The 26,984-nt window shown below is 63.7% G+C and carries 22 protein-coding genes; 10 read left to right on the top strand and 12 right to left on the bottom strand.

What is annotated here, in order from left to right; all coding sequences use genetic code 11:
* Positions 1-79: 79 nt before the first annotated feature.
* The 3 genes from groL to IQ25_RS08375 form a co-directional block, all read right to left on the bottom strand.
* Entirely contained in the window at positions 80-1,723 is a 1,644-nt protein-coding gene (gene groL / locus IQ25_RS08365) for a chaperonin GroEL (protein ID WP_144904690.1), read from the bottom strand.
* A 49-nt stretch (positions 1,724-1,772) separates the two neighbouring features.
* Positions 1,773-2,060 (bottom strand): co-chaperone GroES, encoded by a 288-nt coding sequence (gene groES / locus IQ25_RS08370; RefSeq protein WP_144904692.1) that lies wholly within the window; start codon positions 2,058-2,060, stop codon positions 1,773-1,775.
* Between the two features lie 167 nt (positions 2,061-2,227).
* Positions 2,228-3,604 carry an MATE family efflux transporter gene (locus IQ25_RS08375; RefSeq protein WP_144904694.1) on the bottom strand — a complete coding sequence of 459 codons (1,377 nt, stop codon included), beginning with the start codon at positions 3,602-3,604 and terminating at the stop codon, positions 2,228-2,230.
* Positions 3,605-3,796: 192 nt separating this feature from the next.
* On the opposite strand from IQ25_RS08375, the gene IQ25_RS08380 reads away from it, so the two are divergent.
* Entirely contained in the window at positions 3,797-5,212 is a 1,416-nt protein-coding gene (locus IQ25_RS08380; RefSeq protein ID WP_246415700.1) for an ATP-binding protein, read from the top strand.
* Between the two features lie 71 nt (positions 5,213-5,283).
* Here IQ25_RS08380 and rplL read toward each other — a convergent pair whose 3' ends face one another.
* From rplL to IQ25_RS08405, 6 genes are all read right to left on the bottom strand, one after another.
* On the bottom strand, positions 5,284-5,655 hold the full coding sequence (rplL, locus tag IQ25_RS08385) for a 50S ribosomal protein L7/L12 (protein WP_144904696.1): 372 nt from the start codon (positions 5,653-5,655) through the stop codon (positions 5,284-5,286).
* A 63-nt stretch (positions 5,656-5,718) separates the two neighbouring features.
* Positions 5,719-6,231 (bottom strand): 50S ribosomal protein L10, encoded by a 513-nt coding sequence (rplJ, locus tag IQ25_RS08390; RefSeq protein WP_144904697.1) that lies wholly within the window; start codon positions 6,229-6,231, stop codon positions 5,719-5,721.
* Positions 6,232-6,519: 288 nt separating this feature from the next.
* Positions 6,520-6,747, bottom strand: a complete 228-nt coding sequence (locus tag IQ25_RS08395; RefSeq protein ID WP_144904699.1) for a helix-turn-helix domain-containing protein — start codon at positions 6,745-6,747, stop codon at positions 6,520-6,522.
* Positions 6,747-7,358, bottom strand: coding sequence for a DUF2975 domain-containing protein (locus tag IQ25_RS08400; protein ID WP_158637711.1), 612 nt, complete (start codon positions 7,356-7,358; stop codon positions 6,747-6,749). Before IQ25_RS08400 ends, IQ25_RS08395 begins: the two co-directional genes overlap by 1 nt.
* The gene (locus IQ25_RS21000; RefSeq protein ID WP_158637712.1) at positions 7,306-7,452 is read right to left on the bottom strand and encodes a hypothetical protein; all 147 of its coding nucleotides are present in this window, start codon (positions 7,450-7,452) and stop codon (positions 7,306-7,308) included. The genes IQ25_RS08400 and IQ25_RS21000 overlap by 53 nt, the downstream gene beginning before the upstream one ends.
* Positions 7,453-7,667: 215 nt before the next feature.
* Entirely contained in the window at positions 7,668-8,120 is a 453-nt protein-coding gene (locus tag IQ25_RS08405; RefSeq protein WP_144904703.1) for a hypothetical protein, read from the bottom strand.
* A 238-nt stretch (positions 8,121-8,358) separates the two neighbouring features.
* On the opposite strand from IQ25_RS08405, the gene IQ25_RS08410 reads away from it, so the two are divergent.
* The 4 genes from IQ25_RS08410 to IQ25_RS08425 all read left to right on the top strand — a co-directional run bounded on the left by IQ25_RS08410 (position 8,359) and on the right by IQ25_RS08425 (position 19,558).
* On the top strand, positions 8,359-8,607 hold the full coding sequence (locus IQ25_RS08410; protein ID WP_144904704.1) for a hypothetical protein: 249 nt from the start codon (positions 8,359-8,361) through the stop codon (positions 8,605-8,607).
* A 421-nt stretch (positions 8,608-9,028) separates the two neighbouring features.
* The gene (gene rpoB, locus IQ25_RS08415; RefSeq protein ID WP_144904706.1) at positions 9,029-13,204 is read left to right on the top strand and encodes a DNA-directed RNA polymerase subunit beta; all 4,176 of its coding nucleotides are present in this window, start codon (positions 9,029-9,031) and stop codon (positions 13,202-13,204) included.
* A gap of 90 nt (positions 13,205-13,294) precedes the next feature.
* Positions 13,295-17,578, top strand: a complete 4,284-nt coding sequence (rpoC, locus tag IQ25_RS08420) for a DNA-directed RNA polymerase subunit beta' (RefSeq protein ID WP_144904709.1) — start codon at positions 13,295-13,297, stop codon at positions 17,576-17,578.
* 177 nt (positions 17,579-17,755) lie between these two features.
* Entirely contained in the window at positions 17,756-19,558 is a 1,803-nt protein-coding gene (locus tag IQ25_RS08425; protein ID WP_144904710.1) for a methyl-accepting chemotaxis protein, read from the top strand.
* Positions 19,559-19,618: 60 nt separating this feature from the next.
* Here IQ25_RS08425 and glpX read toward each other — a convergent pair whose 3' ends face one another.
* Positions 19,619-20,611: a class II fructose-bisphosphatase gene (gene glpX, locus IQ25_RS08430; RefSeq protein WP_144904712.1), complete on the bottom strand. Its 993-nt coding sequence runs from the start codon at positions 20,609-20,611 to the stop codon at positions 19,619-19,621.
* 205 nt (positions 20,612-20,816) lie between these two features.
* On the opposite strand from glpX, the gene IQ25_RS08440 reads away from it, so the two are divergent.
* On the top strand, positions 20,817-21,287 hold the full coding sequence (locus IQ25_RS08440; protein WP_144904716.1) for a hypothetical protein: 471 nt from the start codon (positions 20,817-20,819) through the stop codon (positions 21,285-21,287).
* A gap of 14 nt (positions 21,288-21,301) precedes the next feature.
* Here the strand turns inward: IQ25_RS08440 and IQ25_RS08445 are convergent, their stop codons facing one another.
* Both IQ25_RS08445 and IQ25_RS08450 read right to left on the bottom strand, forming a co-directional pair.
* On the bottom strand, positions 21,302-22,609 hold the full coding sequence (locus tag IQ25_RS08445; RefSeq protein WP_144904719.1) for a homoserine dehydrogenase: 1,308 nt from the start codon (positions 22,607-22,609) through the stop codon (positions 21,302-21,304).
* Positions 22,610-22,694: 85 nt separating this feature from the next.
* On the bottom strand, positions 22,695-23,588 hold the full coding sequence (locus IQ25_RS08450; RefSeq protein ID WP_144904721.1) for a hypothetical protein: 894 nt from the start codon (positions 23,586-23,588) through the stop codon (positions 22,695-22,697).
* A 346-nt stretch (positions 23,589-23,934) separates the two neighbouring features.
* Between IQ25_RS08450 and IQ25_RS08455 the strand changes: the two genes are divergently transcribed.
* The 4 genes from IQ25_RS08455 to IQ25_RS08470 all read left to right on the top strand — a co-directional run bounded on the left by IQ25_RS08455 (position 23,935) and on the right by IQ25_RS08470 (position 26,567).
* On the top strand, positions 23,935-24,597 hold the full coding sequence (locus IQ25_RS08455) for an energy transducer TonB (RefSeq protein WP_144904723.1): 663 nt from the start codon (positions 23,935-23,937) through the stop codon (positions 24,595-24,597).
* Between the two features lie 82 nt (positions 24,598-24,679).
* Positions 24,680-25,435, top strand: a complete 756-nt coding sequence (locus IQ25_RS08460; protein WP_144904726.1) for a MotA/TolQ/ExbB proton channel family protein — start codon at positions 24,680-24,682, stop codon at positions 25,433-25,435.
* Between the two features lie 118 nt (positions 25,436-25,553).
* The gene (locus IQ25_RS08465; protein ID WP_144904728.1) at positions 25,554-26,081 is read left to right on the top strand and encodes an ExbD/TolR family protein; all 528 of its coding nucleotides are present in this window, start codon (positions 25,554-25,556) and stop codon (positions 26,079-26,081) included.
* Positions 26,082-26,126: 45 nt separating this feature from the next.
* On the top strand, positions 26,127-26,567 hold the full coding sequence (locus IQ25_RS08470) for an ExbD/TolR family protein (protein WP_144904729.1): 441 nt from the start codon (positions 26,127-26,129) through the stop codon (positions 26,565-26,567).
* Positions 26,568-26,984 lie beyond the last annotated feature (417 nt).

Raw genomic sequence — 26,984 nt, forward strand, 5'->3', positions numbered from 1 at the left:
CTTGCAGCCGGATGAACGAAAAGGGCCGGAAGGATCGCTCCTTCCGGCCCGATTTCTGTCAGCCAGAGCTTGCGTGGACTTAGAAGTCCATGCCGCCCATGCCGCCCATGCCACCACCCATCGGCGGCATCGCGGGCTTGTCGTCCGGACGCTCGCTGATCGCCGCTTCCGTGGTGATCAGCAGGCCCGAGACCGAAGCTGCGTCCTGAAGCGCGGTGCGCACGACCTTGGTCGGGTCGATAACGCCAGCGGCCTTCAGGTTTTCGTAGACGTCGGTCGAGGCGTTGAAGCCCTGGTTCTCGTCGTTCTCGCGCAGCAGGTTGCCAGCGACAACCGCACCGTCGTGACCAGCGTTCGCGGCGATCTGACGCAGCGGGGTCTGGATCGCGCGGCGCACGATGTCGATGCCCTTGGTCTGGTCGTCGTTCGCGCCCTTGAGGCCTTCGAGAGCCTTGGTTGCGTAGAGCAGTGCAGTACCGCCACCGGGGACGATGCCTTCTTCAACGGCCGCGCGGGTTGCGTGCAGCGCGTCGTCGACGCGGTCCTTGCGCTCCTTCACTTCGACTTCGGTCGCACCGCCGACCTTGATGACGGCAACGCCGCCAGCAAGCTTGGCCAGACGCTCCTGCAGCTTCTCGCGGTCGTAGTCCGAAGTGGTGACTTCGATCTGCGCACGGATCTGCTCGACGCGAGCCTTGATGTCTTCGGCCGCACCGGCGCCGTCGACGATCGTGGTGTTGTCCTTGTCGATAGTGACCTTCTTGGCCTGGCCGAGCATGGCGAGCGTGACGCTCTCAAGCTTGATGCCGAGGTCTTCGGAGATCATTTCACCGGCGGTCAGCGTGGCGATGTCGCCCAGCATCGCCTTGCGACGGTCACCGAAGCCCGGAGCCTTGACGGCAGCGATCTTGAGGCCACCGCGCAGCTTGTTGACGACGAGGGTCGCCAGCGCTTCGCCTTCGATGTCTTCGGCGATGATGAGGAGCGGACGGCCCGACTGCACAACCGCTTCGAGGATCGGCAGCATCGCCTGGAGCGACGAGAGCTTCTTCTCGTGGATCAGGATGTACGGGTTCTCGAGTTCGACCGTCATCTTTTCCGGGTTGGTGATGAAGTAGGGCGAGAGGTAGCCGCGGTCGAACTGCATGCCTTCGACGACATCGAGTTCGAATTCGAGGCCCTTGGCCTCTTCCACGGTGATCACGCCTTCCTTGCCGACCTTTTCCATCGCTTCGGCGATCTTGTTGCCGACTTCAGCATCGCCATTGGCCGAGATGATCCCGACCTGTGCGATTTCCGACGAACCGGTAACCGGGGTCGAGCGCGCCTTGAGGTTCTCGACGACCTTGGTCACGGCGATGTCGATGCCGCGCTTCAGGTCCATCGGGTTCATGCCGGCGGCAACCGCGGTCATGCCTTCGCGAACGATCGCCTGGGCAAGAACGGTCGCGGTGGTGGTGCCGTCACCGGCTGCGTCGTTGGCCTTCGAAGCCACTTCGCGCAGCATCTGGGCGCCCATGTTCTCGAACTTGTCCTTGAGTTCGATTTCCTTGGCGACCGAAACACCGTCCTTGGTGATGCGGGGTGCGCCGAAGCTCTTGTCGATCACGACGTTGCGGCCCTTGGGGCCCAGCGTGACCTTGACGGCATCAGCGAGAATGTCGACGCCGCGCAGAATGCGTTCGCGGGCGTCACGGCCGAACTTTACGTCCTTGGCTGCCATGTTGAATTCCTTTGGATTTCTGGATTGGTAAGTCGGAAAATCCGGATGATCAGCCGATCACGCCGAGGATGTCCGATTCCTTCATGATCAGCAGGTCTTCGCCTGCGACCTTGACTTCGGTGCCCGACCACTTGCCGAACAGGACGCGGTCGCCGACCTTGACGTCCATCGGGGTGATCGTGCCGTTTTCGGCGCGCGCACCGGTGCCGACGGCGACGATTTCGCCTTCAGCGGGCTTTTCCTTGGCGCTGTCAGGAATGATGATCCCGCCAGCAGTCTTTTCCTCGGCTTCGACGCGGCGTACCAGCACGCGGTCGTGCAACGGACGGAACGACATGGGTTTCTCCCTCTTCCATACTAAAAAACGGGGCTTGGCACTCTCAGGTGGAGAGTGCCAGCGGGCGGGATATGGGAGCATGGCCGTGGGGCGTCAATGGTCTTGCGCGAGATTCTTTTCACGCTGATGAACGGATCGCTCAAGACCCGCCGGGCCGCCCCCCCAGGTCAGGCGGGAAGCAGGCCGAGCTTGGCCCGCATGCTCCAGCGCCAGTGGAGCAGGGCAGCAACGAAGATCAGGCCGACCAGCAATCCGATCCACACGCCTAGCCCGCCGATGTCGGTAAACAGGCCCAGCCACAGCGCGGTGCCAACGCCGGGCACCCAGTAGCCAAAGATCGCGATCAGCATCGGCACGCGGGTATCCTGAAGTCCGCGCAACTGGCTCGCGCCTACGGCTTGCGCGCCGTCGAACAGTTGGAAGGCCGCCGCCACCATCATGTATTGCAGGGCCAGCACCACGACGCGCGCATTCTCGGGCGCTGCAGGGTCGATGTAGAACCTGAGCAACTGCAACGGGAACAACAGCATGATCCCGGCCGAAAGCGCCATGAAGCCGATGCCGAGCTGGGTGGCGACCCTCCCGGCCAGCGCGATCGCGGCATTGTCACGCGCGCCATAGGCCAAGCCGACGCGGATCGTCGCGGCCTGGCCGACGCCGAACGGCACCTGGAAGGCGATTGCCGCGAACTGGAGCGCCAGCGTGTGCGCGGCTAGCTCGACTTCGCCAATGCGGCCCATCGCGAAGGCCGCGCCGTTGAACATGCCCGCCTCGGCAATGATCGTCCCGCAGATCGGCAAGCCGATGCGCAGGACATCGGCAAAGCGCTTCCACTCCGGCTTCCACCAGCGTCCGAAGAACCGATAGCGTCGCAAGCGACGATCGAACTGGATGACGAGCACGAAAGCCGCCAGCATCGCCGTGCTCGTCACTACGCTCGAGATCGCCGAGCCGAGCAGGCCCAGTTCGGGCGCGCCGAGGTTGCCGAACACAAAGATCCAGTTGCCGAGCGCATTGATCGCCACGGCCATGCCGGTGATTGCCGTGCCGATGCCCGGCCGTCCGAGCGTTGCCACCACCGTGCGCAGGAGTGCGGCCAGCACGGCGGGAATCGATGCCCACATCAGCACCTGCAGGAACGGCACCGCGCGGGCAATCACGCCGGGGTCCTGCCCGGTGATCCGCATCAGCGGTCCGCCAAGCAGGCATACGCCCATGGCCACTACAGCTGCCAGCAACCCCGCCCATGCCGCCATCCGTACCGTGCGGCGTACCTCGCGCACGGCATGGCGGCGCTGGCCGAGTTCAGCCGCGATCAGCGGCGATGCTGCGCCGACGAGGCCGGTCAGCGACCAGACGAGCAGGCCGAACAGCGAAACCGAGAGCGATGATGCCGCCAGGGCTTCGGGTCCAAGCCGTGCGACAAAGACCACGTCGACAGCGAAGACTGCCATCTGCAGCAGATTGGCACCGACCAGCGGCGCGGCGAGCCGGAGCATCGCGCGCATTTCATCGATCCAGCGGTGGGGCGGCTTCTCGAACATCGCTGGCGGCATAGGGGGCACAACGCCACATGGGAAGGCGTCTTCGAGTCGCGCCATACTTCAGGCGAAAATGCATTGGCCACCCTTCACCAAGTCGCTGACATGCGTCGCTTTGTCGTTTCAAATGTCACAAATGATGTCCGGACGGCCGCAGCGGTTGACCGCCCTGCCGGGGGGTGACAGCGTCCCGGCATGGAGAGAATTGCCGATCTGGCAGCCGGGGCGCGCGTGGGCCGCAAGCCGGGAGGGCAAAGGGCCGGTGGCTGGCGCCGCCTGCGCGGACTTGCCGAGATGCATCCCCCCCACGGCCCCAACCTGTCGCGTCTTGCGGTTCGCGCGGCAACCCTGCTGCTCGTCCTCGCGGCGGTCCAGGCCGTGGCAAGCCTCGCTTTCTACGATGTCATCGACAAGGAAACGCTGCGCGAAGACCACGCGCGGCGCGTGGCCGAACTGCTGGTGGTCAGCAACCGGCTGCACGAACTCTCGCCCGAGACCCTCGGGACGACGATGAGCACCAGCCATCTCGAGATTGCGCTCGCGGACCGGCCTCAGGCTATACCCGGTCGCGAGGAAGAGGGCGTCGCGGAAATCCGTCGCTACATCCTGCGTTGGGAGCCGGGTCTCGGACGGCAGCGGATCATGCTTGGGCTTGAACCATCACGTTTCGGCTACGGAAATCTCGTCGGGTCGATGCAACTGTCCGACGGGCGCTGGCTGAACTTCCGTTCTCTCGACGTGACCTCGGGCTGGCCGATCGCCCTGCGCGCAACGATCCTGACCCTGATCACCGCAGTTGTCGGCTTTGCTCTGGCGCTGTGGTCGCTGCGGATCATCACGCGACCCTTGCGGGAACTCACCGACGCGGCCGAAGCGATCGGCAAGGGGCAGGTGGTGCCGGTGCGCGAAAGCGGGCCGGACGATCTGCGCAGCCTTGCCCGTTCGATGAACGGGATGCAGGCGCGCATCGCCGGGATGCTCGAGGATCAGGCGCGCTCGTTCGAAGCCATCAGCCACGATCTGCGCACCCCGCTCTCGCGCGTGACGATTGCGGCAGACCTGATCGATGACGCGGAAATCGCAGGCCTCGTCCGCGATTCCACGCACGAGATGGAAGCGATGCTGATGTCGCTCCAGCAATACCTGCGGGCGCAACACCTCGCCGCCGAGCCGGTCATGATGGATCTTGGCCTTGCCATTACCGATCTGGCGCTGGGAGCCTATGACGGCAAGGTGGACGTCGACGTTGCTCCTGGCGCGGTGGTGCGCACCTGGCGCGAACCGCTGCTGATGGCGCTGAAGCCGCTGGTCGAGAATGCGGTGCACCATGGCGGCAGCGCACGGATCGCGGTACGGCCCGATGGCGAAGGGCGCTGGACGATCACCATTTCGGACTCAGGCCCCGGCATTCCCGAAGACCAGTTCGAGCGGATTCTCGCCCCGTTCTACCGGATCGACGAAGCGCGCGCGCGCGATACCGCGGGCTTCGGGCTGGGCATCCCCACGGCGCACCGCCTGCTGCAGCGCTTCGGCGGCGCGCTGTCGTTCGCGCGGGCCGAGGGTGGGGGGCTGTCGGTGACGGTGAGTGTGCCGGTAGCGCCGGACGCGTGATCGACAAAAGAAAAGGGCGACCTGCGAAGGCCGCCCTTGTCCGTAACTCTGTCCGGTAGACCGGAAGAAGATTACTTGATTTCGACGGTGCCGCCGGCTTCTTCGATCTTCTTCTTGATGTCTTCGGCTTCAGCCTTCGACACGCCTTCCTTGATGGCCTTGGGAGCCGATTCAACGAGGGTCTTGGCTTCGGTCAGGCCGAGCGAGGTGATCGCGCGGACTTCCTTGATGACCTGGATCTTCTTGCCACCGTCGCCGGTGAGGATGACGTCGAATTCGGTCTTCTCTTCAACCGCTTCGGCAGCAGCAGCAGGAGCTGCAGCGACGGCAACGGCAGCAGCGGCGCTGACGCCCCATGCTTCTTCGAGAGCCTTGGCAAGGTCAGCGGCTTCGAGGACGGTCAGCTTCGAAAGTTCTTCAACGAGCTTGGCGATATCGGCCATGGTATTTCACTCCTGATTTGGTGGCGTCCGGCGACTGCGCCGCCGGGCGGAATTCGAACAATCTTATGCGGCTTCCTTGGCGTAGGCGCCGAAGACGCGGGCCAGCTTGGCTGCCGGAGCAGTCGTGAGCTGGGCGATCTTCGTGGCCGGAGCCTGGATGAGGCCGATGAGCGTGCCGCGCAGTTCGTCGAGGCTGGGCATGGAGGCGAGTGCCTTGACCCCGGCTTCGTTGAGAACCTGCGAACCCATTGCACCACCGACGATTTCGATCTTGTCGGTGGTCTTGGCGAACTCGACCACTGCCTTGGCGGCAGCAACCGGATCGACGGACGCCGCGATTGCGGTCGGGCCGGTGAACAAGTCAACCAGACCTTCGTAATCGGTGCCCGTGGCGGCAAGCTTGGCAAGACTGTTCTTCGCAACCTTGTAGGTCGCGCCCGCTTCGCGGATCTTGTTGCGCAGGGCAGTGGACTGGGCCACCGTCATGCCGAGGTTGCGGGTGATGACCACCGCGCCGGCCTCGTTGAAGACTCCGCTCAGGAAGGCGACCGATTCGGCTTTCTGCGAACGATCCATGCCTAACTCCTTCACAAATGACCGAACCGGATACCGGCGCGGTCGGCTACGTTTGTCGATGGCCCGAAGACCACCGGCGAGTCCGTGACAAGGGAAGGAGATGCGCCCTGAAGCGCGGGAGGCGCCACGTTCCATCGAGGAGCGAGGGGCCAGAAACTCTTTTCCCCGTCTAGGTTGGAGATTAAGTGCGGACGAATTCCGCACACCAACTGTCTCGGACGGATGATCGGCGAAACCAAAAGAGGCCCACCGGTCGGGGCGGGCCTCTGGCGGATTCGGCTCTGGAAGTCAAGCTTCGGGGCTATCTGTGCCTTCCGGTTCGTATCCGAGCACGTCGCCGGGCTGGCAATCCAGCTCCCGGCAGATCGCCTCGAGCGTGGAGAAGCGGATGGCCTTGGCCTTGCCGGTCTTGAGGATCGAGACGTTGGCCAGCGTCAGGTCGATGCGGTCGGCCAGCTCGGTCAGGGTCATGCGGCGGGCGTGGAGCAGGTCGTCGAGTTTGACATTGATCGGCATCACACGGTCCCTTCCAGCTCTTCGCGCATCTGCGCACCGGTGCGGAACACGCGGGCAAGGATGAACAGGACCAGGGCGAGCAGCAGGCCGTTGGTCGAGAATTCGGCATCAATGTTCATCGAGGTGATACCCTTTGCCGCTTCCTCGACCTTGGTGCTGAGGAAGTCCACAGGTAGTGTCAGCACCTGTACAATGACGGAGAGCCAAGCCATCGCCCGCAACCGTTCGGCGTTGACTGGGCTGAACGGATCACCCTCCTCGACTGTTCCGACGATGGCGCGAAGAGTCGAGACGAAGCGGTGCATGGCTGCAAGCATCGCGGCGATCAGCGGGAAGATCACCAGAATGAGCCAATACGTGGACTCTGCTGCGCCAGCCTTAGCGAGCTTTTCGGCAACCATGCCATGCAAACCAATGACGGCAGTGAAGCCAATGCCGAGGCCAACCATACCAATAATGATGAAGATCAACATGAAGGTGAGCAAACCCTTGGCCAATACCAGCAAGGGATCATTTTGGATTTTAGGCATGGTGTTTCCTTCCTGTTGTGCGAGACGGTCAGGCGGCCAGCGGAAGCTGGTACGTCGCCGTGACCGGACCTTCGGCGACAACGAGCGAAGTCCTGTCCACCGTCGGCAGCCACAGCTTGGCAGCCAGCAGCAGCGAGAGGATCGCGGCGGCGGTTTGGGGGATGAGGCGGGACATTGATCGTTCTCCGATATGGTCAATATCGAAATTCAATAAATCTGATTCGCCTTATCGTCAATCAATAATATTGCAAAACGATATGAACCTTATCGTTTTCCGGTTGGATCCTTTCGTGGGCACAAAAAAGGAGCCGTTCCGTCCTGGAGGGTGGACGGAACGGCTCCCCTTCACCGCGACGTGGCGGACGGGTGAAGTTACTTAAGGCTCAAGCCTCAGACGTAAGCGTAGTCTGGCCTCACATCAGCGCGCTCCTGAGCGGCGGGCGTGGAGGCGTTCGCAACTGCCAGCACGTCGCTGCGGGCCGCCATAGACTGCACCATGATCCTGGCGCGGCGGCGACGGGCCTTGCGCGAGGTGAATGGGTTGGCCGCATCCGGCGGCGATGCCACGATGCGTTCGATCAGGGCTTCACGTTCGGTCTGCGTCGCTACGCGAGCGGGCGTCACGCCATACGTCGGCTCGGCCGGACGCGGCGGGGCGAGGAGTTCGCTAACCCGACGCTCCGGCCCACCTGCCGGACGCGTGACGACGGGCGGCACGAAGTCTACATCTTCCTCGTAGGGGCGGCGACGGCGGCGCAAGGCCAGAGCCGCGCCACCAACGACGAGCAAGGTCGCTGCCGCGCCAACCGGTACGGCCCAATCGTTGTCCGACTCAGGCTGCACGACAGCCGGGGACAGTGGAGGCGGTGGGGCTGCGGGCGCCTCCTCTGCCACCGGGGCCGGTGCCGCAGGTTCTGCGATTGGAGCCGCCGGCGCGCGCGCTTCGTTCGAAGGGGCGGCCGGGGGCGTCTCCGCTCGCGTCGCCGCGCGTCTCGGCGGCGCAGATTCAGAGCGGACCGGTGCTGCCGGGGCCGGCACTGCCGTAGTCGGAGCTTCGACCGGCGCAGGCGCGACTGTCGGAATGACAATCGTCGGCGTCACAGCGGAGGGCGTGGGCGTGGTTGGAGCGGGAGTCGACACGGCGGGTGCGTCCGTAACGGGCACTGTCACATCCTGTGCATGCGCCATTCCTGCAGAAAGCATCAGCATGGCTGAAATCGCCATGGTGTTGCGGGGCGATATGGTGTGGAACTTAGTCATGTCCGGAAAACGCGACGAAATGCGATTCGGGTTCGCTATTGTCGATGAATCGAGCCATTCATGCCTGTGAGCTGCGGTAATTTAAAAGTCGCGCAAGATTGTTTCATCTATTCTGAACAACGGTTCATCCCGGCGACGTATTTCTTGTGGACTTGTCCCAACCTTTACCATTGCAAGACTGTGGTGCCAGCGGAGCAGATCCAGAGCGTCGTGAACGTCCCGCCTCCCATGGCCCTTTGACTTAACCGGGCTGCGCTTCTATATAGCCCTCACGTCTGACGCTTCGAGCAAGGCCGTCCCATGCGCAGGGGATGGCTCGGGAAGGAAGCGGAAGGGCTATCCATCTGACGCAAAAGGCTGCGGGCCATGGCTTCCGTTGAACGGGGTGCTGTGCGCTGTGCGGCCTTTTCCCGTTTGGTGGCGCACCCCTTGCGTGTGGCAGGATTTTCGCCGGTTTTCCGGCAGTTTTTGAGAAGAGGCTCGTAACCTTTATGGCTACCAAGGCGACGTCTACCAAGGCGCCCGGCCGTCCCGGCGTGAAGAAGCGGATCCGCAAGATCTTCGGTGACATCCACGAAGTCGTGCAGATGCCGAACCTGATCGAGGTCCAGCGCGAATCGTACGAGCAGTTCCTCCGCTCCGATCCGTCGACGGGCTACGTCTCGGGTCTGGAAAAGACCCTGCGTTCGGTCTTCCCGATCCAGGACTTCGCCGGCACCGCCAGCCTCGATATCAAGGAGCGCGACGGTTACGTCCTCGAAGCTCCGAAGTATGACGTGAACGAATGCCGCCAGCGCGGCATCACTTATGCCGCGCCGATGAAGGTGACGCTCAAGCTCGCGACCTTCGAGGTCGATGCCGAGACCGAGACCAAGTCGCTCATCGATATCAAGGAGCAGGACGTCTACATGGGCGATATCCCGCTCATGACCGAGAACGGGACGTTCTTCATCAACGGCACCGAGCGCGTGATCGTCTCGCAGATGCACCGTTCGCCGGGCGTGCTGTTCGACCATGACCGCGGCAAGACGCACTCCTCGGGCAAGTACCTCTTCGCTGCCCGCGTGATCCCCTACCGTGGTTCGTGGCTCGATTTCGAATTCGACGCCAAGGACATCGTCAACGTCCGTATCGACCGCAAGCGCAAGCTGCCGGTCACCGCGCTGCTGCACGCGCTCGGCCTTGATGACGAGGCGATCCTCCATCACTTCTACGACACCGTGAACTGGGCGCGTGCCGAAGGTGGCTGGAAGGTGCCCTTCGTGCTCGAACAGTGGCGCGGATCGAAGCCGATGTTCGACATCGTCGACGCCAAGTCCGGCGAAGTGATCTTCCCTGCCGGCCAGAAGATCAGCCCCCGCGCTGCCAACAAGGCGGCCAAGGACGGTCTCGAAGCCCTGCTCATCCCGACCGAGGAAATCTTCGGCCGCTACGCCGCACGTGACCTGATCGATGAATCGACGGGCCGCATCTGGATCGAAGCCGGTGACGAAGTCTCGCCTGAAAACCTCGACCTGCTCGACAAGGCCGGGATCGACACGCTCGAACTGCTCGACATCGACCACGTCTCGACAGGGCCCTGGATCCGCAACACCCTGAAGGCCGACAAGGCCCCCGATCGCGACCACGCGCTTGCCGACATCTATCGCGTCATGCGCCCTGGCGAGCCGCCGACGCGCGAAACCGCAGAAGCGCTGTTCGACGGCCTGTTCTTCGATCCTGACCGATACGACCTCTCGGCCGTGGGCCGCGTAAAGCTCAACATGCGCCTTGGCCTCGACGCTGAGGACACCATCACCACGCTGCGCACCGAGGACATCCTCGCCGTGGTCAAGGAACTGGTGAACCTCAAGGACGGCAAGGGCGAAGTCGACGACATCGACAACCTCGGCAACCGTCGCGTCCGTTCGGTGGGCGAACTGCTGGAAAACCAGTACCGCGTCGGCCTGCTGCGCATGGAACGTGCGGTCAAGGAGCGCATGTCCTCGGTCGACGTCTCGACCGTCATGCCGAACGACCTGATCAACGCCAAGCCTGCCGTCGCCGCCGTGCGCGAGTTCTTCGGTTCGTCGCAGCTCTCGCAGTTCATGGACCAGACCAACCCGCTCTCCGAAGTGACGCACAAGCGTCGCGTCTCGGCGCTCGGGCCGGGTGGTCTCACGCGTGAGCGTGCGGGCTTCGAAGTCCGCGACGTTCACCCGACGCACTATGGCCGTATCTGCCCGATCGAAACGCCGGAAGGCCCGAACATCGGTCTGATCAACTCGCTCAGCACCTTTGCGCGCGTCAACAAGTACGGCTTCATCGAAACTCCGTACCGCAAGGTCATCGACAACAAGGTCACGGGCGACGTGATCTACCTGTCGGCGATGGAAGAGCAGAAGCACACCGTCGCGCAGGCTTCGGCCGAATTGACGGCAGACGGTTCGTTCGTCGAGGAACTCGTCTCGGCTCGCCAGAACGGCGAATTCGTGATGAGCCCGCGCGATCAGGTCACCCTGATGGACGTTTCGCCCAAGCAGCTCGTCTCGGTTGCCGCCTCGCTTATTCCGTTCCTTGAAAACGACGACGCCAACCGTGCGCTCATGGGCTCGAACATGCAGCGTCAGGCCGTTCCGCTGATCAAGGCGGACGCCCCGTTCGTCGGCACCGGCATGGAAGAGACCGTGGCGCGCGATTCGGGCGCCGCGATCTCGGCCCTGCGCTCGGGTGTGGTCGACCAGGTTGACGCCACCCGTATCGTGATCCGCGCCTCGGGCGATATCGAACCCGGCCAGTCGGGCGTCGACATCTACCGCCTGCAGAAGTTCGAACGCTCGAACCAGTCGACCTGCATCAACCAGCGTCCGCTGGTGAAGGTGGGTGATCTGATCGAGAAGGGCGACATCATCGCCGACGGTCCCTCGACCGAGTTCGGCGAGCTGGCGCTGGGCCGCAACGTGCTCGTCGCGTTCATGCCCTGGAACGGCTACAACTACGAAGACTCGATCCTGATCAGCGAACGCATCGTCAAGGAAGACGTCTTCACCTCGATCCACATCGAGGAGTTCGAAGTCATGGCCCGCGATACCAAGCTCGGGCCTGAAGACATCACCCGCGACATCCCGAACGTCGGCGAGGAAGCCCTGCGCAACCTCGACGAAGCGGGCATCGTCTACATCGGCGCGGAAGTTCACCCCGGTGACATCCTCGTCGGCAAGATCACCCCGAAGGGTGAATCGCCGATGACGCCGGAAGAGAAGCTGCTCCGCGCGATCTTCGGTGAAAAGGCCAGCGACGTGCGCGACACCTCGCTTCGCCTGCCCCCGGGCGTTGCCGGCACGATCGTCGACGTTCGCGTCTTCAACCGTCACGGCATCGAGATCGACGACCGTACCCGCGCCATCCAGAACGAGGAAATCGAGCGCCTCGCCAAGGACCGTGAGGACGAGCGCGCCATTCTCAACCGCGCAACCTTCAACCGCCTCAAGGACATGCTGCTCGGCCAGGTTTCGGCAGCAGCGCCCAAGGGCATCAAGAAGGGCGAAGTCATCGACGAGCAGGTGCTTGCCGATGTCGAGCGCTACGAATGGTGGAAGTTCGCGGTTGCCGATGATGCGCGCCAGCAGCAGCTGGAAGCGGTCAAGGCGCAGTACGACACCGCTGTGAAGGCGATCCAGGAGAAGTTCGAGGACCGCAAGGAAAAGCTCGAGCGTGGTGACGAACTCGCCCCCGGCGTGCTCAAGATGGTCAAGGTCTTCGTCGCGGTGAAGCGCAAGCTGCAGCCGGGCGACAAGATGGCCGGCCGTCACGGCAACAAGGGCATCATCAGCCGCATCCTGCCGCAGGAAGACATGCCGTTCCTCGAGGACGGTACGCCTGTCGACTTCGTGCTCAACCCGCTGGGCGTGCCTTCGCGCATGAACGTCGGGCAGATCTTCGAAACGCACCTTGGCTGGGCCGCCCGCGGTCTTGGCAAGCGCATCGGCGCGGCTCTCGATTCATGGCGCGAGGCCAACCCGAACCCCGAAGCCGGTCAGCCGCCGGAAGCGGTGCGCGAGCTGCTCAAGGAGATCTACGGCTCGAACTACACCGACGAGATCGACGCCCGCAACGACGAGCAGATCATCGACTTCGCCCAGTCGGTCCGCCTCGGCGTGCCGATGGGCTCGCCGGTGTTCGACGGCGCGGTCGAAAAGGACGTGACCGACATGCTGCGTCTGGCCGGGCTCGATGAATCGGGTCAGGTCACGCTGTTCGACGGTCGCACCGGCGATGCCTTCGACCGCAAGGTGACCGTGGGCATGAAGTACGTGCTCAAGCTGCACCACCTTGTCGACGACAAGATCCACGCCCGTTCGATCGGGCCGTACTCGCTCGTCACCCAGCAGCCGCTGGGTGGTAAGGCGCAGTTCGGTGGCCAGCGCTTCGGCGAAATGGAGGTCTGGGCGCTCCAGGCCTATGGCGCGGCCTACACGCTGCAGGAAATGCTCACGGTGAAGTCGGACGACGTGGTCGGCCGCACCAAGGTCTACGAAGCGATCGTCAAAGGCGACGACACCTTCGAGGCCGGCATTCCCGAAAGCTTCAACGTGCTCGTCAAGGAAATGCGCTCGCTCGGCCTCAACGTCGAACTGTCGTCGATCGACGACACCGACGACGACGGTCTCGCGCAGGCGGCGGAGTAAGGATCACGGGCGGCGGCTCGTCCGCCGCCCTCCCCTTCGCAAAGAAATTCACGTCCAACGCCTCGTCATGAGGCAAGGGAACGGCACCAAATGAACGACCTGACCAAATTCACCAACCAGATCGCCAAGCCCGAGACCTTCGACCAGATCCAGATCGGTCTGGCGAGCCCCGAGCGCATCCGCAGCTGGTCCTTCGGCGAGATCAAGAAGCCGGAAACCATCAACTACCGCACGTTCAAGCCCGAGCGTGACGGCCTGTTCTGCGCGCGCATCTTCGGCCCCGTGAAGGACTACGAGTGCCTGTGCGGCAAGTACAAGCGCATGAAGTACAAGGGCGTCGTCTGCGAAAAGTGCGGCGTCGAAGTCACCGTGACCAAGGTGCGCCGCGAGCGCATGGGCCACATCGAACTGGCCGCGCCTGTCGCGCACATCTGGTTCCTCAAGTCGCTGCCCTCGCGTATCGGCCTGCTGCTCGACATGCAGCTCAAGATTCTTGAGCGCATCCTGTATTTCGAAAGCTACGTGGTCACCGAGCCGGGCCTGACCCCGCTCGAGAAGTACCAGACGCTGACCGAGGACGAACTGCTCGACGCGCAGGACGAGTATGGCGAAGACGCCTTCTCGGCCGGCATCGGGGCCGAGGCCGTCAAGCACATGCTGATGAACCTCGATCTCGAGCAGGAGCGCGACGATCTGATGGAAGAGCTGCGGACCACCAAGTCCGAGCTGAAGCCCAAGAAGATCATCAAGCGTCTCAAGGTCGTGGAATCGTTCATCGATTCAGGCAATCGTCCCGAATGGATGATCCTCGACGTCGTGCCGGTCATCCCGCCCGAACTGCGCCCGCTGGTGCCGCTCGACGGTGGCCGCTTCGCGACCTCGGACCTCAACGACCTCTACCGTCGCGTCATCAACCGCAACAACCGCCTCAAGCGCCTGATCGAGCTGCGCGCGCCGGACATCATCGTCCGCAACGAAAAGCGCATGCTTCAGGAAGCCGTTGACGCGCTGTTCGACAACGGCCGCCGTGGCCGCGTCATCACCGGCGCCAACAAGCGTCCGCTGAAGTCGCTGTCCGACATGCTCAAGGGCAAGCAGGGCCGCTTCCGCCAGAACCTGCTCGGCAAGCGCGTCGACTATTCGGGCCGTTCGGTCATCGTGACCGGTCCCGAACTCAAGCTGCACCAGTGCGGCCTGCCGAAGAAGATGGCGCTCGAACTGTTCAAGCCGTTCATCTACGCGCGTCTTGATGCCAAGGGGCTGTCGATGACCCTGAAGCAGGCCAAGAAGTGGGTCGAGAAGGAGCGCAAGGAAGTCTGGGACATCCTTGACGAGGTGATCCGCGAACACCCGGTCATGCTGAACCGTGCACCTACGCTGCACCGTCTCGGCATCCAGGCGTTCGAGCCCGTGCTGATCGAAGGCAAGGCGATCCAGCTGCATCCGCTCGTCTGCTCGGCCTTCAACGCCGACTTCGACGGTGACCAGATGGCCGTCCACGTGCCGCTCTCGCTGGAAGCCCAGCTCGAAGCGCGCGTGCTGATGATGTCGACCAACAACATCCTCTCGCCCGCCAACGGCAAGCCGATCATCGTGCCTTCGCAGGACATGGTTCTCGGCATCTACTATCTGTCGATGGACCGCGCCGGAGAGCCGGGCGAAGGCATGATGCTGGCCGACATGGCCGAAGTGCATCAGGCGCTCGAGTGCAAGGCGGTCACGCTCCACTCGAAGATCATCGCCCGCGTTCCGCAGACCGACGAGGACGGCAAGCAGTACCTCAAGCGTTTCGAAACGACGCCGGGCCGCATGCTGATTGGCGAATGCCTGCCCAAGAGCCACAAGGTTCCGTTCGAGATCGTTAACCGCCTTCTGACCAAGAAGGAAATCGGCGACGTGATCGACCAGGTCTATCGCCACACCGGCCAGAAGGACACGGTGCTGTTCGCCGACGCCATCATGGCGCTGGGCTTCCGCCACGCGTTCAAGGCAGGCATCTCGTTCGGCAAGGATGACATGATCATCCCCGACAGCAAGGATGCGCTGGTTGCCGAGACCAAGGAACTCGTTGCCGACTACGAGCAGCAGTACCAGGACGGCCTCATCACCCAGCAGGAAAAGTACAACAAGGTGATCGACGCCTGGAGCCGTTGCGGCGACCAGGTGGCGAACGCCATGATGGAAGAGCTGAAGTCCTCGCCGATCGATCCCGAGACCGGCCGTCAGAAGCCGATCAACGCGATCTACATGATGTCGCACTCGGGCGCTCGTGGCTCCCCGGCGCAGATGAAGCAGCTTGCCGGTATGCGCGGCCTTATGGCCAAGCCTTCGGGCGAGATCATCGAGACCCCGATCATCTCGAACTTCAAGGAAGGCCTGACCGTCCTTGAATACTTCAACTCGACCCACGGTGCCCGTAAGGGCCTCGCGGACACCGCGCTCAAGACAGCGAACTCGGGTTACCTGACCCGTCGTCTGGTCGACGTGTCGCAGGACTGCGTCGTGATCGAGGAAGACTGCGGCACCGAACGTGCGCTGGAAATGCGCGCGATCGTCCAGGGCGGTTCGACCATTGCCTCGCTTGGCGAGCGCATCCTTGGCCGTACCCTTGCCGAAGATCTGATCGAGGCGAAGTCGGGCGAAGTGATCGCCGAAAAGGGCGAACTGCTGGACGAAGCCGCGATCGCCAAGATCGAGGCCGCTGGCGTGCAGTCGGCCCGCATCCGCTCGCCGCTGGTCTGCGAAGCCCAGCAGGGCGTCTGCGGCAAGTGCTATGGCCGTGACCTCGCTCGCGGTACGCCGGTCAACATCGGTGAAGCTGTCGGCGTCATCGCCGCGCAGTCGATCGGTGAGCCGGGCACCCAGCTGACCATGCGTACCTTCCACATCGGTGGTGCGGCGCAGGTCAACGAGCAGTCGCACCTTGAAGCGATCTCCGACGGTACCGTGGTCTATCGCGACATCCCGACGATCACCGACAAGCGCGGCCGTCGTCTGTCGCTGGCCCGCAACGGCGAAATCGTGGTCATGGACACCGAGGGCCGTGAGCGCGCGATCCACCGCGTGCCTTATGGTACCCACCTGCTGCACGAGAACGGCGCGATCATCTCGCAGGGCGATCGCCTTGCCGAGTGGGACCCGTTCACCCTGCCGGTGATCACCGAAAAGCCGGGTATCGTACGCTATCAGGACCTTGTCGACGGCAAGACCCTGACCGAGGCGACCGACGAAGCCACTGGCATGTCGAGCCGCGTCGTCACCGAGAACCGTGCCGCCGGCCGGGGCAAGAAGGAGGACCTGCGTCCTCGCCTGACCCTGCTGGACGACGATTCGGGTGAAGCAGCACGCTACCTGATGGCACCGGGCACGACGCTCTCGGTCGAGGACGGCCAGAAGGTCGAAGCGGGTGATATCCTTGCCCGTGCTTCGCGCGAAGCCGCCAAGACCCGCGACATCACCGGCGGTCTGCCGCGCGTTGCCGAACTGTTCGAGGCCCGCAAGCCGAAGGACAACTCGATCATCGCCAAGATCGCAGGGCGCATCGAATTCGTGCGTGACTACAAGGCCAAGCGCAAGATCGCGATCATCCCGGAAGAGGGTGAACCGGTCGAGTACCTCGTGCCGAAGAGCCGCGTGATCGACGTGCAGGAAGGCGACTACGTCAAGAAGGGCGACAACCTGATTTCGGGTTCGCCCGATCCGCACGACATTCTGGAAGTGATGGGCGTCGAGGCTCTGGCCGAATACCTCGTCGCGGAAATCCAGGAAGTCTATCGCTTGCAGGGCGTGAAGATCAACGACAAGCACATCGAGGTGATCGTTCGCCAGATGCTGCAGAAGGTCGAGATTACCAACGGTGGCGACACCACCCTGCTGCCGGGCGAACAGGTCGACTACGAGGAAATGCTCGAGACCAACGCGAAGCTCGAAGAAGGTCAGGCTCCTGCCGAAGGCAAGCCGGTCCTGCTGGGCATCACCAAGGCCTCGCTGCAGACGCGTTCGTTCATCTCGGCGGCATCCTTCCAGGAAACCACCCGCGTGCTCACGCAGGCGGCCGTGGAAGGCAAGAAGGACTCGCTGATCGGTCTCAAGGAGAACGTGATCGTCGGCCGTCTCATCCCCGCCGGTACCGGTGCGGGCATGAACCGCCTGCGCGTCGCCGCCTCCTCGCGCGATGCGGCGCTGCGTGCGTCCTACCGCAAGCTCCAGGAATCGCTGATCGCTCCGGCGACGGCAGCCGAAGAGCACGCGGCAGAACTGGCGCAGGGCCCGGAAGCTGCGATCGGTGACGATCCGCTGGCAGCGGTCGAGGGTGAAACCCACGGCACCGACGCAGACGCCGGTGACTACCTGATCGAAGGTGACGAAGCGTAAGTTTCATCACCGGGTTCATGAATAACGCTAAATGAAAGGCCCCGCCGGCACAGCCTGGCGGGGCCTTTTTCATGCCAACCTTCTGCAATCGACCGTAAACGCCACTATCCGGTACAAACGGCCAAATTAACCCGGCTGCTTCATGGCATATCCACTACAGTCATGAGGAGCACCGGCATGATCAGCGAGCAGACCTCGCGTGGCACCAGAGTAGTCGTGGGCCTGATACTGGTCGCGATCATTATCGTGAGCATTGCCGTAAGCTATATCCGCTTCGGTGGACCGCTGCATCGCCAGAACCTGCTGCAGGACGAGCTTCTCGCCGACATCCTTCCGCCGCCAGCGTTCGTCGTCGAGCCCTACCTTCACGCAACCTGGGTCCTGACCGATCCCGGTCATGCTGCCCGCGCAAAGGCGGAGCTTGCCGAGGAACGTGCGCTCTTTGAACAGCGCAAGGCCTACTGGAAGACGGCGCCGATCCCGGAGGAACTGCGCGCCGAAGTCGACGCGACAATCGGGACAGCGGATTCATTCTGGTCGGCCATAGACAAGCGCTACCTCCCTGCGCTGGATGCCGGGAACCTGGATGTGATGAAGCAGGTCCATCACGACGAGCTCGCACCGGCCTACCAGAAGCAGCATGACGCAGTGGAGCGCCTGGTCGAACAATCGACCGTCTATCGCACAGAGCTGATGGACCATGCGAATCGCCTTGTCATGATCTTGATCGTCGCATTTGCCGCGATCGCGCTGGCGGTCCTTGGCATCATCATCCTGGCCACAAGGACGATCCGCCAACGCGTCGTCGCGCCGCTCGTGGAAACCGCGGAAACGATGCAGCGCATGGCCGACGGGGACTACCGGACCGAGGCCAGCGGTGCCGATCGCGATGACGAGATCGGCATCATGGCCCGCGCCATCGCTGTGTTCCGCAGCAATGGGATCGCCCGCCAGAAGGCACAGGAGGAGCAGCAGGCCGTCGTGGCTGCGCTTTCGGCGGGGCTTGACTGCATGGCGCGCCAGAACCTCGAATATCGCATCGAGCAGACTTTTCCCGAAGGCTACGAAGAACTGCGGGCCAACTACAATAGCGCGGTCGAGGCACTGGCTCTGGCCATGCGCACCGTGCGGGTCGGTGCGGCCAGCGTGATGACTTCGATCGCCGAAATCCGGGATGCCAGCGACGACCTTGCCCGCCGCAACGAACAGCAGGCGTCCAGCCTCGCGCAGACAGCTTCGGCCATGCGGAGCGTCACCGGAAGCGTGCGTGACACCGCTCTTGGGGCGAAGGACGTCCACGGCGCGATCAACTCCGCGCATGGCGAGGCGAGCAGCGGCGGTGACGTGGTGCGTCAGGCGGTTGCCGCCATGGCCGCAATCGAAGCCTCGGCGCAGGAAATCGGCAAGATCATCTCGGTCATTGACGGGATCGCCTTCCAGACCAACCTTCTCGCGCTCAACGCCGGGGTCGAAGCCGCCCGCGCTGGGGAATCTGGCAAGGGCTTTGCGGTCGTGGCGACCGAAGTCCGCGCGCTGGCCCAGCGATCGGCGGAAGCCGCACAGAACATCAAGACACTGATCGAGACCAGCACCAGCCAGGTCGGCGAAGGCGTCCGCCTCGTGGGCGAGACAGGCACCCGGCTGACCGGCATCGTTGACCAGATCGCAGCGGTCGATGTTCTGGTGTCGCAGATCGCCCAGTCAGCCGCGCGTCAGGCGGAAAGTCTCGAGCAGGTCAACGCCGAAGTCGCCGCCATGGACCGGATGACGCAGGCCAACGCGGCGATGGTCGAGGAATCGTCAGCCGCCACGCGCAGCCTGTCGGCGGAAGCCGAGCGCCTGACCACTCTGGTTTCGACGTTCCGGACGCGCGATGTCGACCATCGCCCCGGCCAGATCAGCAATCCGCACAACCTGCGCCGGACCTCTGCCCTCCAGACAGAACGCACCGTTCCCACCGTTGTCCGTTACGGCACCTGACGCAAGAAAGGCCGGATACTCTGTCGAGCACCCGGCCTTCCGTCTGTCTGATATTGAAGATCAGCGGCCCTTGCGGTGCTCGCCCTTGACCCAGCGGACGGTGCCCGAGGAGGCGCGCATTACGACGCTTTCGGTGGTCATGGTGCCGTTCTTGTGGACCTTGACGCCTGCCAGCAGCGAGCCGTCGGTCACGCCGGTGGCAGCGAAGATGCAGTCGCCCTTGGCCAGTTCGATCAGGTCGTACTGCTTGTTCAGGTCCTCGATGCCCCACTTGCGGGCGCGGGCCTTCTCGTCCTCGTTGCGGAACAGGAGGCGACCCTTGAACTGCCCACCGACGCAGCGCAGCGCGGCTGCTGCCAGCACGCCTTCCGGTGCGCCGCCGGTGCCCATGTACATGTCGACGCCGGTGTCCTCGTTGGTCACCGCGATCACGCCCGCCACGTCGCCGTCCGGAATGAGCTTGATGCCGCAGCCGAGCGCGCGCAGCTCGTCGATCAGAGCGGAATGGCGCGGGCGGTCGAGCACGCAGACGTTGATGTCGCCAGGTGCCACGCCCTTTTCGGCGGCAACGGCCTTGACGTTTTCGGTCGGCGACTTGTCGAGGTCGATGATGCCTTCGGGGTAGCCGGGGCCGACCGCGAGCTTGTCCATGTAAACGTCAGGCGCGTTGAGCAGGCCACCTTCTTCTGCGACGGCGAGCACGGCCAGCGCGTTGGGGCCGTCCTTGGCGGTGATCGTCGTGCCTTCGAGCGGGTCGAGCGCGATGTCGATCTTCGGCCCCTTGCCCGGGGCCGCGCCAACCTTCTCGCCGATGTAGAGCATCGGAGCCTCGTCGCGCTCACCTTCGCCGATCACCACGGTGCCGTCCATGTATAGCTCGTTGAAGGCAGCGCGCATGGCTTCGACCGCTGCAGCGTCGGCGGCCTTCTCGTCGCCACGGCCGATCAGGCGCGATGCGCCGATGGCGGCGGCTTCGGTCACGCGGACCATTTCGAGCACGAGAACGCGGTCGAGAACCTGGGATGCGGCGGGGATGATGGTCTTTTCGGTCACGATGGCTCCAGCTCAGACGGGTGGTACTGTAGTGCTCTACTACCAGATCGGTTCAGCCAGTGTGCATGATCTCACCGGCAAGACCGGCTCGACGCAGCCCGCAAGCTGTGCAAACGTATGCGCAAACATCACTGTGTCGCGCAAAGAGTATTGCATGGCACAGGTGACGCTGGTGTGATCTGGCACTAGACGCGAGGGAAGGGTCTTGTCGAGACAGAGAGTGGCAGTTCTGGCAGGCTTTGCGCTTCTTTTTGGCGCTGCGCCGCTTGCTGCGCAAGATTCAGCCCCCGCTCCGGCGCCGCCGGTTCAGGGCCCCACGATCACCGGCGCTGCGCAAAGCGATGCCGATGTCGCGCGTAATCTCCTGACCAACTCGCAGACGCAGCGGTGCAGGCCGATGCAGCGCTCGGACGGCACGATCGTCGTCTGCGGCGGCAAGGAAGCGAGCGAGCGTGAGCGCATTCCCCTGCGCGATGAAACCGACGGCGCGAAGTCGACCGATGACGGGTTGCCGCGCGCGCCAAATGTTTCGGGCCTGCGCGACTGCAGCCGCGGCTGCATCGGCCTGGGTGGCAAGCCGAACGAGATCTATCTGTTCGACATCAAGGCGCTGCCGCCGCCGCCGCCGGGATCAGACGCGGACCGCATCGCCAAGGGCGAGATTCCGGCGCCCTGAGAGCGCCGCGCGCTTCACTCGCCCAGAATGTGCATGACCAGCGGCGGTTCGGCGAGGACCGGTGAGCCTTCGAGCAGGCGCAGGGCCTCGGTGATTGCGCTTTCCGGGCCTTCGTGCGTGACCATCGAGACCATGACCGGGGCAGCGTCTGCGCCGCCCTTCTGGATCAGGCTCTCGATCGAGACGCCGGCATCACGCATGGCGGCGGTGATTTCGGCCAGCACGCCGGGCCGGTCGGCCACGGTGAAGCGGATATAGGCCTTGCCGGTGCGGTGGCCGACGTCGGCGGGAGCCGCGCGGTCAAGCTCGGCCACGGGGATCGAGAACGGTGCGCCGATGTCGCCACGGGCGATGTCGATGAGGTCGGCAACGACCGCGCTGGCGGTCGGTCCATCGCCCGCGCCTGCACCCTGAAACAGGAGCCGACCGACGAAATTGCCCTCAGCCACGACTGCATTTGTCGCACCATCGACATGCGCCAGCGGATGGTCCCGGTGGACCAGATGCGGGTGGACGCGCTGGAACAGGCGGCGGTTGCCGTCTGCGTCAATCTCGGTATCGGCCATGCCGATCAGGCGGATGAAGTAGCCCAGCGCGTCGGCCTGGGCGATGTCGGCCGCGAGTACGCGACGGATGCCCGTGGCTATGACCGGCTCGAAATCAACTGCAGTCCCGAATGCGATCGAGGACAGGATCGCCAGCTTGTGCGCCGCGTCGATGCCGTCGATGTCAAAGGTCGGGTCGCTCTCGGCATAACCCTTGGCCTGCGCTTCGGCGAGCACGTCGGCGAAGTCGCGCCCGGTGTCCTCCATGGTCGAGAGGATGTAGTTGCAGGTGCCGTTGAGGATGCCATAGACCCGCGCGATCTCATTCGCGGCAACGCCTTCCTTGAGGCCCTTGATCACCGGAATGCCGCCTGCGACCGCCGCTTCGAACTTGAGCGCGACCTTGGCCGCTTCGGCCTTGGTGGCAAGTTCGACGCCGTGGTGGGCGATCATCGCCTTGTTGGCGGTGACGAGGGCCTTGCCGGCCTCGAACGTGGTGCGGGCAAGCGCCAGCGCCGGACCATCGGCACCGCCAACCAGTTCGACCACGACGTCCACGTCCGGCCGCTCGCCAAGGATGACCATGTCGTCTTCCCAGGCATAGCGGGTGACGTCGAACCCGCGATCCTTCTGGCGATTGCGCGCGCTGACCGTGGTGATCACGATCGGCCGACCGGCGCGCCGCGCGATAAGATCGGCATTGGCCTCGATCAGCCGGATCACCCCGCCGCCAACCGTGCCAAGCCCGGCCAGCGCGATGCGCAATGGTTCGCTCATGTCATTCCCGTCCGCTGGAATCAGCTATCTGTGCGCGGCGGGCCTTAGGGGACATGGGCCATGCGGGCAACAGCCCGATTGCGCCTTAGCGCTCCACCGCAGGGCGAGTGCGCGTGCATTCGCCGAGCTGTCCTACGACGAAGGCGTAGTCCTCAGCCGCAGCGCGCACCTGCGCGGCACTGCCCGAAAGGCTCGCGCCGGGCGGCATCGAGGGCGGCAGGCTGCAGGCGAGGCGATACCACGTGAGCGTATCGCGTGCGGGCGGGCGCGCCGCCTGATCGACGATCTCGGACAGGCTCACGCCCCAGTTGCGCTCCATACCGGGCCTGCGAATGACCGAGATCGAAACGGGCGCGTTGTTTTCGGTCTGCAGGAAGACCTGCGTTTCTCCTTCGCCGACAAGGTTGCCCGGCACGTACAGCACCTCGCGCACGCCGATGACGCGCGGCGGGGCTTCGGGGGAGAGCATTTCGGTGAGGATCGCTCGCGTGCGCATCTCGGTCTCGCCCGACCATGCGATTTGCGCGCCGCCGTCGACAAGGCGCAGCTCGCCCGGCCGGCCTGCGACTGTGCGGGCGAAGAGGAGGACAACGGCCTTCGACAACTTGGGCACCTTGCCCTTCGCATCGAGCGGGACGTCGGCCAGATAACGCACGGTTTCGCCCATGGCCGGGCCAGTCAGTACGGTCTGCGTCCTTGCCTCGACGAGCAGGCGGGCCATGCCGGGGGCAAGACCCGGAGTCTGTTCGGGCTTGAGCCGCGATGTCTTCCTGACCTGCGCACGCAGCACAACCTCTGCCGCGTCAGCCATCGAGGCGAGATCAGCATAGGTCAGCGGGGTCGCGGTATGGGGTGTGACACCGCTGACATCGCTCCGAATCGGGGCGTTCTGCGCACGTGCGGAAGAGCCAGAGAATCCGGCAGTCAGCGCAACCGATGCGGCAATCAGGAGGGGGAACGGGGATAGGAAAGCTGGCATTACGGTATCTCCGGCACCATGCAGGCTTGCAAGGGCCCTTCGTTTCTGGCTGATTTCAGGCAGTGCAACCATGAATCACCAGTTAACGGATAAAGCATTTGCGCGCCTTTGGCTTCGCCGTTAAAGATGCAGCCGTTCGGGCAATCCAAAAACAAGCAGCCCGACGCTTGCCGCCGCCAAACCCCCTGGTTTGATGTCGGCGGACCGGGTTGCCGGCAGGGTGGATTGAAATTTGCTGGATTGGCCTTCGGGCAGGACGGTGATCCTGCGCGCGGGCTCCACCTTGGTCAGGGCCGTATTGCGCGTGCTCCGTGTCCGGGTGGGCGATCAGGAGTATTGGAGCTGAATGGCATACGCTGACCAACAGATGAGCGGTAACAAGATCACCGCGCTCATCGTCGTTGCGATTCTTCATGTCGCCGTTGGCTACGCACTCGTTACGGGGCTGGCTCAAGAGGCGTTCAAGAAGGTCAAAGAGGTGACCTCGGCGGTCAACATCGAGGAAGAGAAGCCGCCGGAGGAGCCGCCGCCGCCGCCGCCTCCGAAGGAGAACACGCCGCCACCGCCGATCGTCGCGCCTCCGCCGCCGATCAGCTTCAACGCGCCTGCTCCGCAGGTGCAGACGGTCAACGAAGCCCCCCCGATGCCGGCTCCCCCGGCGCCGGTCGCGCTTCCCGCGCCGCCTGCAGCTCCGCCCCCGCCCCGGTTCACGCCGAAGGCTGCTGTCCCCAAGGGTCAGCCGGGCAACTGGGCTACGTCGAACGACTACCCATCGCGTGCGCTTCGCGAAGAGCGTGAAGGCACCACGGGTTTCCGTGTCACCATCGGCACCGATGGCAAGGTTACGGACTGCCAGATCACCAGGTCTTCAGGCAGCCCCGATCTTGACGAGGCCACGTGTTCCAACGTCCGTCGCCGCGCGCGCTTCCAGCCCGCGACCGATGGCGAAGGGCAGCCGACCACGGGCTCGTACTCGAACTCGATCCGCTGGGTTATCCCGAAGGATTGATTCGCCTCACGGATTTGACACGGAAGTCCGGCACCTGACGGCTTTCACGCACTTTGATTTGAATTGAAGAGGAAGACTCGCAATGTTCATCTACGCTCTTGCTGCTGCCGCTGGCGCCGCAGCGCCGCAGAAGTCCTTCGGCATCAAGGAAGCGCTGTTTCCCAACGGCCAGCCCAACTGGATCGGCATCGCCACCCTCGTGATCCTCGCGATCATGTCGTTCGGCTCGTTCTACATCCTGTTCACCAAGCTCATGGAGCAGAACAAGATCATGGGCCAGTACAAGAACATCGGCACTTTCTGGCGCGCCCCTTCGCTGCGTGAAGGCGCAGCCAAGCTCGAGAAGAACTCGGCATGGCGCCAGATCGTCGACGACGGCATCGCCGCCGAAGACCAGCACTCGAAGATGACCGACGCCATGGAAGCCCATGACTGGCTGCACGGTTCGCTCGCCCGCTCGGAAGCGTTCGTGAACGCTCGCCTCGCCGGTGGCCTGCCGTTCCTCGCAACCGTGGGCGCTACCGCACCGTTCATCGGTCTGTTCGGTACCGTGGTCGGCATCTACAACGCGCTGATCAACATCGGTCTCGCTGGTTCGGCTTCGATCGACAAGGTCGCAGGTCCGGTCGGTGAAGCTCTGATCATGACCGCGCTTGGTCTGCTCGTCGCCGTTCCGGCCGTGCTTGCCTACAACTGGCTGCAGGCTCGCAACAAGAAGATCGCCGAACTGCTCTCGGGCTTCTCGACCGATCTGCTGGCGAACATCAACTCGAAGGGCGCTGTGAAGCCGGCTCTTCCGGCTGCACCGGCTACCCCGGCAGCACCCGTCAAGAAGTAATCAGAATTGGGCCGGACCAACCTCCGGCCCCTTTCCGGAAACGCGAGTCTCGGGCCGGAGGTGTCCCTCCTGATATCTCCGGCCTCCCTCGCGGCTAAGAACGGATAGGATGTAACCCATGGCAATGTCTGTAGGCGGCGCTGGCGGAGAAGAACGCCCGATGTCGGACATCAACACCACGCCGCTCGTGGACGTGATGTTGGTGCTGCTGATCATCTTCCTCATCGCGGTGCCCGTCGCGATCCAGTCGATCGAAAAGCTCAAGGTTCCCATTCTTGTCAGCGAGGAATCGCAGGACAAGGTCGAAAACCTGATGCTGTCGGTCGTCTCGACGGACGCTGCAGGCCGTAGCCCGAAGGAGCCTGGTTACGAGGGTTCTTCGCGCACCGGCCAGTGCCGCGTCTATTTCAACAACATCAGTCCGGTGGACAACCAGGAGCTGTACCAGCAGGCTTTCAATCGCCTCGATGCGATCGTGAAGCGTGAAGGCGGCGCCGCCAACATGGATCCGGAAAAGATCCCCGAAGTGCACATCCGTGGCGACGTGAATGTCCCCTGGAAGTGCATCGCCGGTGCGATTTATAACGTCCAGTCCGCTGGCTATCCGAAAGTCGGCTTCATCTCGACGCCGGTCGATCCGGGCTAAGCCCCGACCTTCGACTGGTCCAGAGAGCGAACAGGAGTACCAACCATGGCAATGAGCGGCGGCAAGGATGATGGCTCGCCGATGATGGAAATGAACACGACGCCGTTGATCGACGTCATGCTCGTTCTCCTCATCATGTTCATCATCACCATCCCGGTGGCCACGCATGCGGTGAACATCGACCTCCCGCAGCCGACGAACATCCCCAACGACGTCAAGATCGATCCGATCAAGAACAAGCTGGTTCTGACGGCGACCAACCAGATTCTCTGGAATGGTGCAGCCATCAGCGAAGGCCAGTTGGTCTCGATCATCGCTTCGACGAAGGGGATTGATCCCGAGCCGGAACTGCAGTTCCAGCCCGAGGAATACGCCAGCTACGAGATCGCGAACCGGATGATGAAGATCATCACCGACGCCAAGGTCACGAAGTTCGGCTTCGTCGGCAACGAGAACTTCGCCACCTTCGAAAAGGGCCCTGCATAAGGACCCTGCCGAATTTGGCTGAGATGAGGAGGGAGCGGTGCGAACCGCTCCCTTTTTGTTTGGGTTCTGCGCGAAGGTCTTCTTGTGGCGTTGCGTGATGTTGTCCGTCGATCGAGCCGGGCTGCCCCCCGCTGCGACTAACTTCACTGTGTCACCCAAGTCTCGCGGCCCTCCCGCCTGCGGGAGGGCTTGAATCTCCCCCCATCCCGCAAGCGGGAGGGGCCGGGGGTGGGCTTCGCGGACACGCGACAAAGCAGAACATCCGCTGGCGAATGCGGACCGGTTACGCCGGGGAAAGCACAGATCGCGCGACCGGTGCGGTGCCGTCGTGGCACGCGCGGGGAGGGCGCGGGACCGGTTGCGAGTGGCCGGGGGGCGGTTCCGAACCCCTGATCGGCTCAGCCTGAGGGCGGACAT

Source organism: Novosphingobium taihuense (assembly GCF_007830315.1).
GTDB classification, from domain to species: domain Bacteria; phylum Pseudomonadota; class Alphaproteobacteria; order Sphingomonadales; family Sphingomonadaceae; genus Novosphingobium; species Novosphingobium taihuense.

Excerpts from the sequence above, each read along its gene's own strand:
- groL (WP_144904690.1), bottom strand. The coding sequence starts at position 1,723 with ATGGCAGCCAAGGACGTAAAGTTCGGCCGTGACGCCCGCGAACGCATT.
- groES (WP_144904692.1), bottom strand. The coding sequence starts at position 2,060 with ATGTCGTTCCGTCCGTTGCACGACCGCGTGCTGGTACGCCGCGTCGAA.
- IQ25_RS08375 (WP_144904694.1), bottom strand. The coding sequence starts at position 3,604 with ATGTTCGAGAAGCCGCCCCACCGCTGGATCGATGAAATGCGCGCGATG.
- IQ25_RS08380 (WP_246415700.1), top strand. The coding sequence starts at position 3,797 with ATGGAGAGAATTGCCGATCTGGCAGCCGGGGCGCGCGTGGGCCGCAAG.
- rplL (WP_144904696.1), bottom strand. The coding sequence starts at position 5,655 with ATGGCCGATATCGCCAAGCTCGTTGAAGAACTTTCGAAGCTGACCGTC.
- rplJ (WP_144904697.1), bottom strand. The coding sequence starts at position 6,231 with ATGGATCGTTCGCAGAAAGCCGAATCGGTCGCCTTCCTGAGCGGAGTC.
- IQ25_RS08395 (WP_144904699.1), bottom strand. The coding sequence starts at position 6,747 with ATGCCGATCAATGTCAAACTCGACGACCTGCTCCACGCCCGCCGCATG.
- IQ25_RS21000 (WP_158637712.1), bottom strand. The coding sequence starts at position 7,452 with ATGTCCCGCCTCATCCCCCAAACCGCCGCCGCGATCCTCTCGCTGCTG.
- IQ25_RS08410 (WP_144904704.1), top strand. The coding sequence starts at position 8,359 with ATGACAATCGTCGGCGTCACAGCGGAGGGCGTGGGCGTGGTTGGAGCG.
- rpoB (WP_144904706.1), top strand. The coding sequence starts at position 9,029 with ATGGCTACCAAGGCGACGTCTACCAAGGCGCCCGGCCGTCCCGGCGTG.
- rpoC (WP_144904709.1), top strand. The coding sequence starts at position 13,295 with ATGAACGACCTGACCAAATTCACCAACCAGATCGCCAAGCCCGAGACC.
- IQ25_RS08425 (WP_144904710.1), top strand. The coding sequence starts at position 17,756 with ATGATCAGCGAGCAGACCTCGCGTGGCACCAGAGTAGTCGTGGGCCTG.
- IQ25_RS08445 (WP_144904719.1), bottom strand. The coding sequence starts at position 22,609 with ATGAGCGAACCATTGCGCATCGCGCTGGCCGGGCTTGGCACGGTTGGC.
- IQ25_RS08450 (WP_144904721.1), bottom strand. The coding sequence starts at position 23,588 with ATGCCAGCTTTCCTATCCCCGTTCCCCCTCCTGATTGCCGCATCGGTT.
- IQ25_RS08455 (WP_144904723.1), top strand. The coding sequence starts at position 23,935 with ATGGCATACGCTGACCAACAGATGAGCGGTAACAAGATCACCGCGCTC.
- IQ25_RS08460 (WP_144904726.1), top strand. The coding sequence starts at position 24,680 with ATGTTCATCTACGCTCTTGCTGCTGCCGCTGGCGCCGCAGCGCCGCAG.
- IQ25_RS08465 (WP_144904728.1), top strand. The coding sequence starts at position 25,554 with ATGGCAATGTCTGTAGGCGGCGCTGGCGGAGAAGAACGCCCGATGTCG.
- IQ25_RS08470 (WP_144904729.1), top strand. The coding sequence starts at position 26,127 with ATGGCAATGAGCGGCGGCAAGGATGATGGCTCGCCGATGATGGAAATG.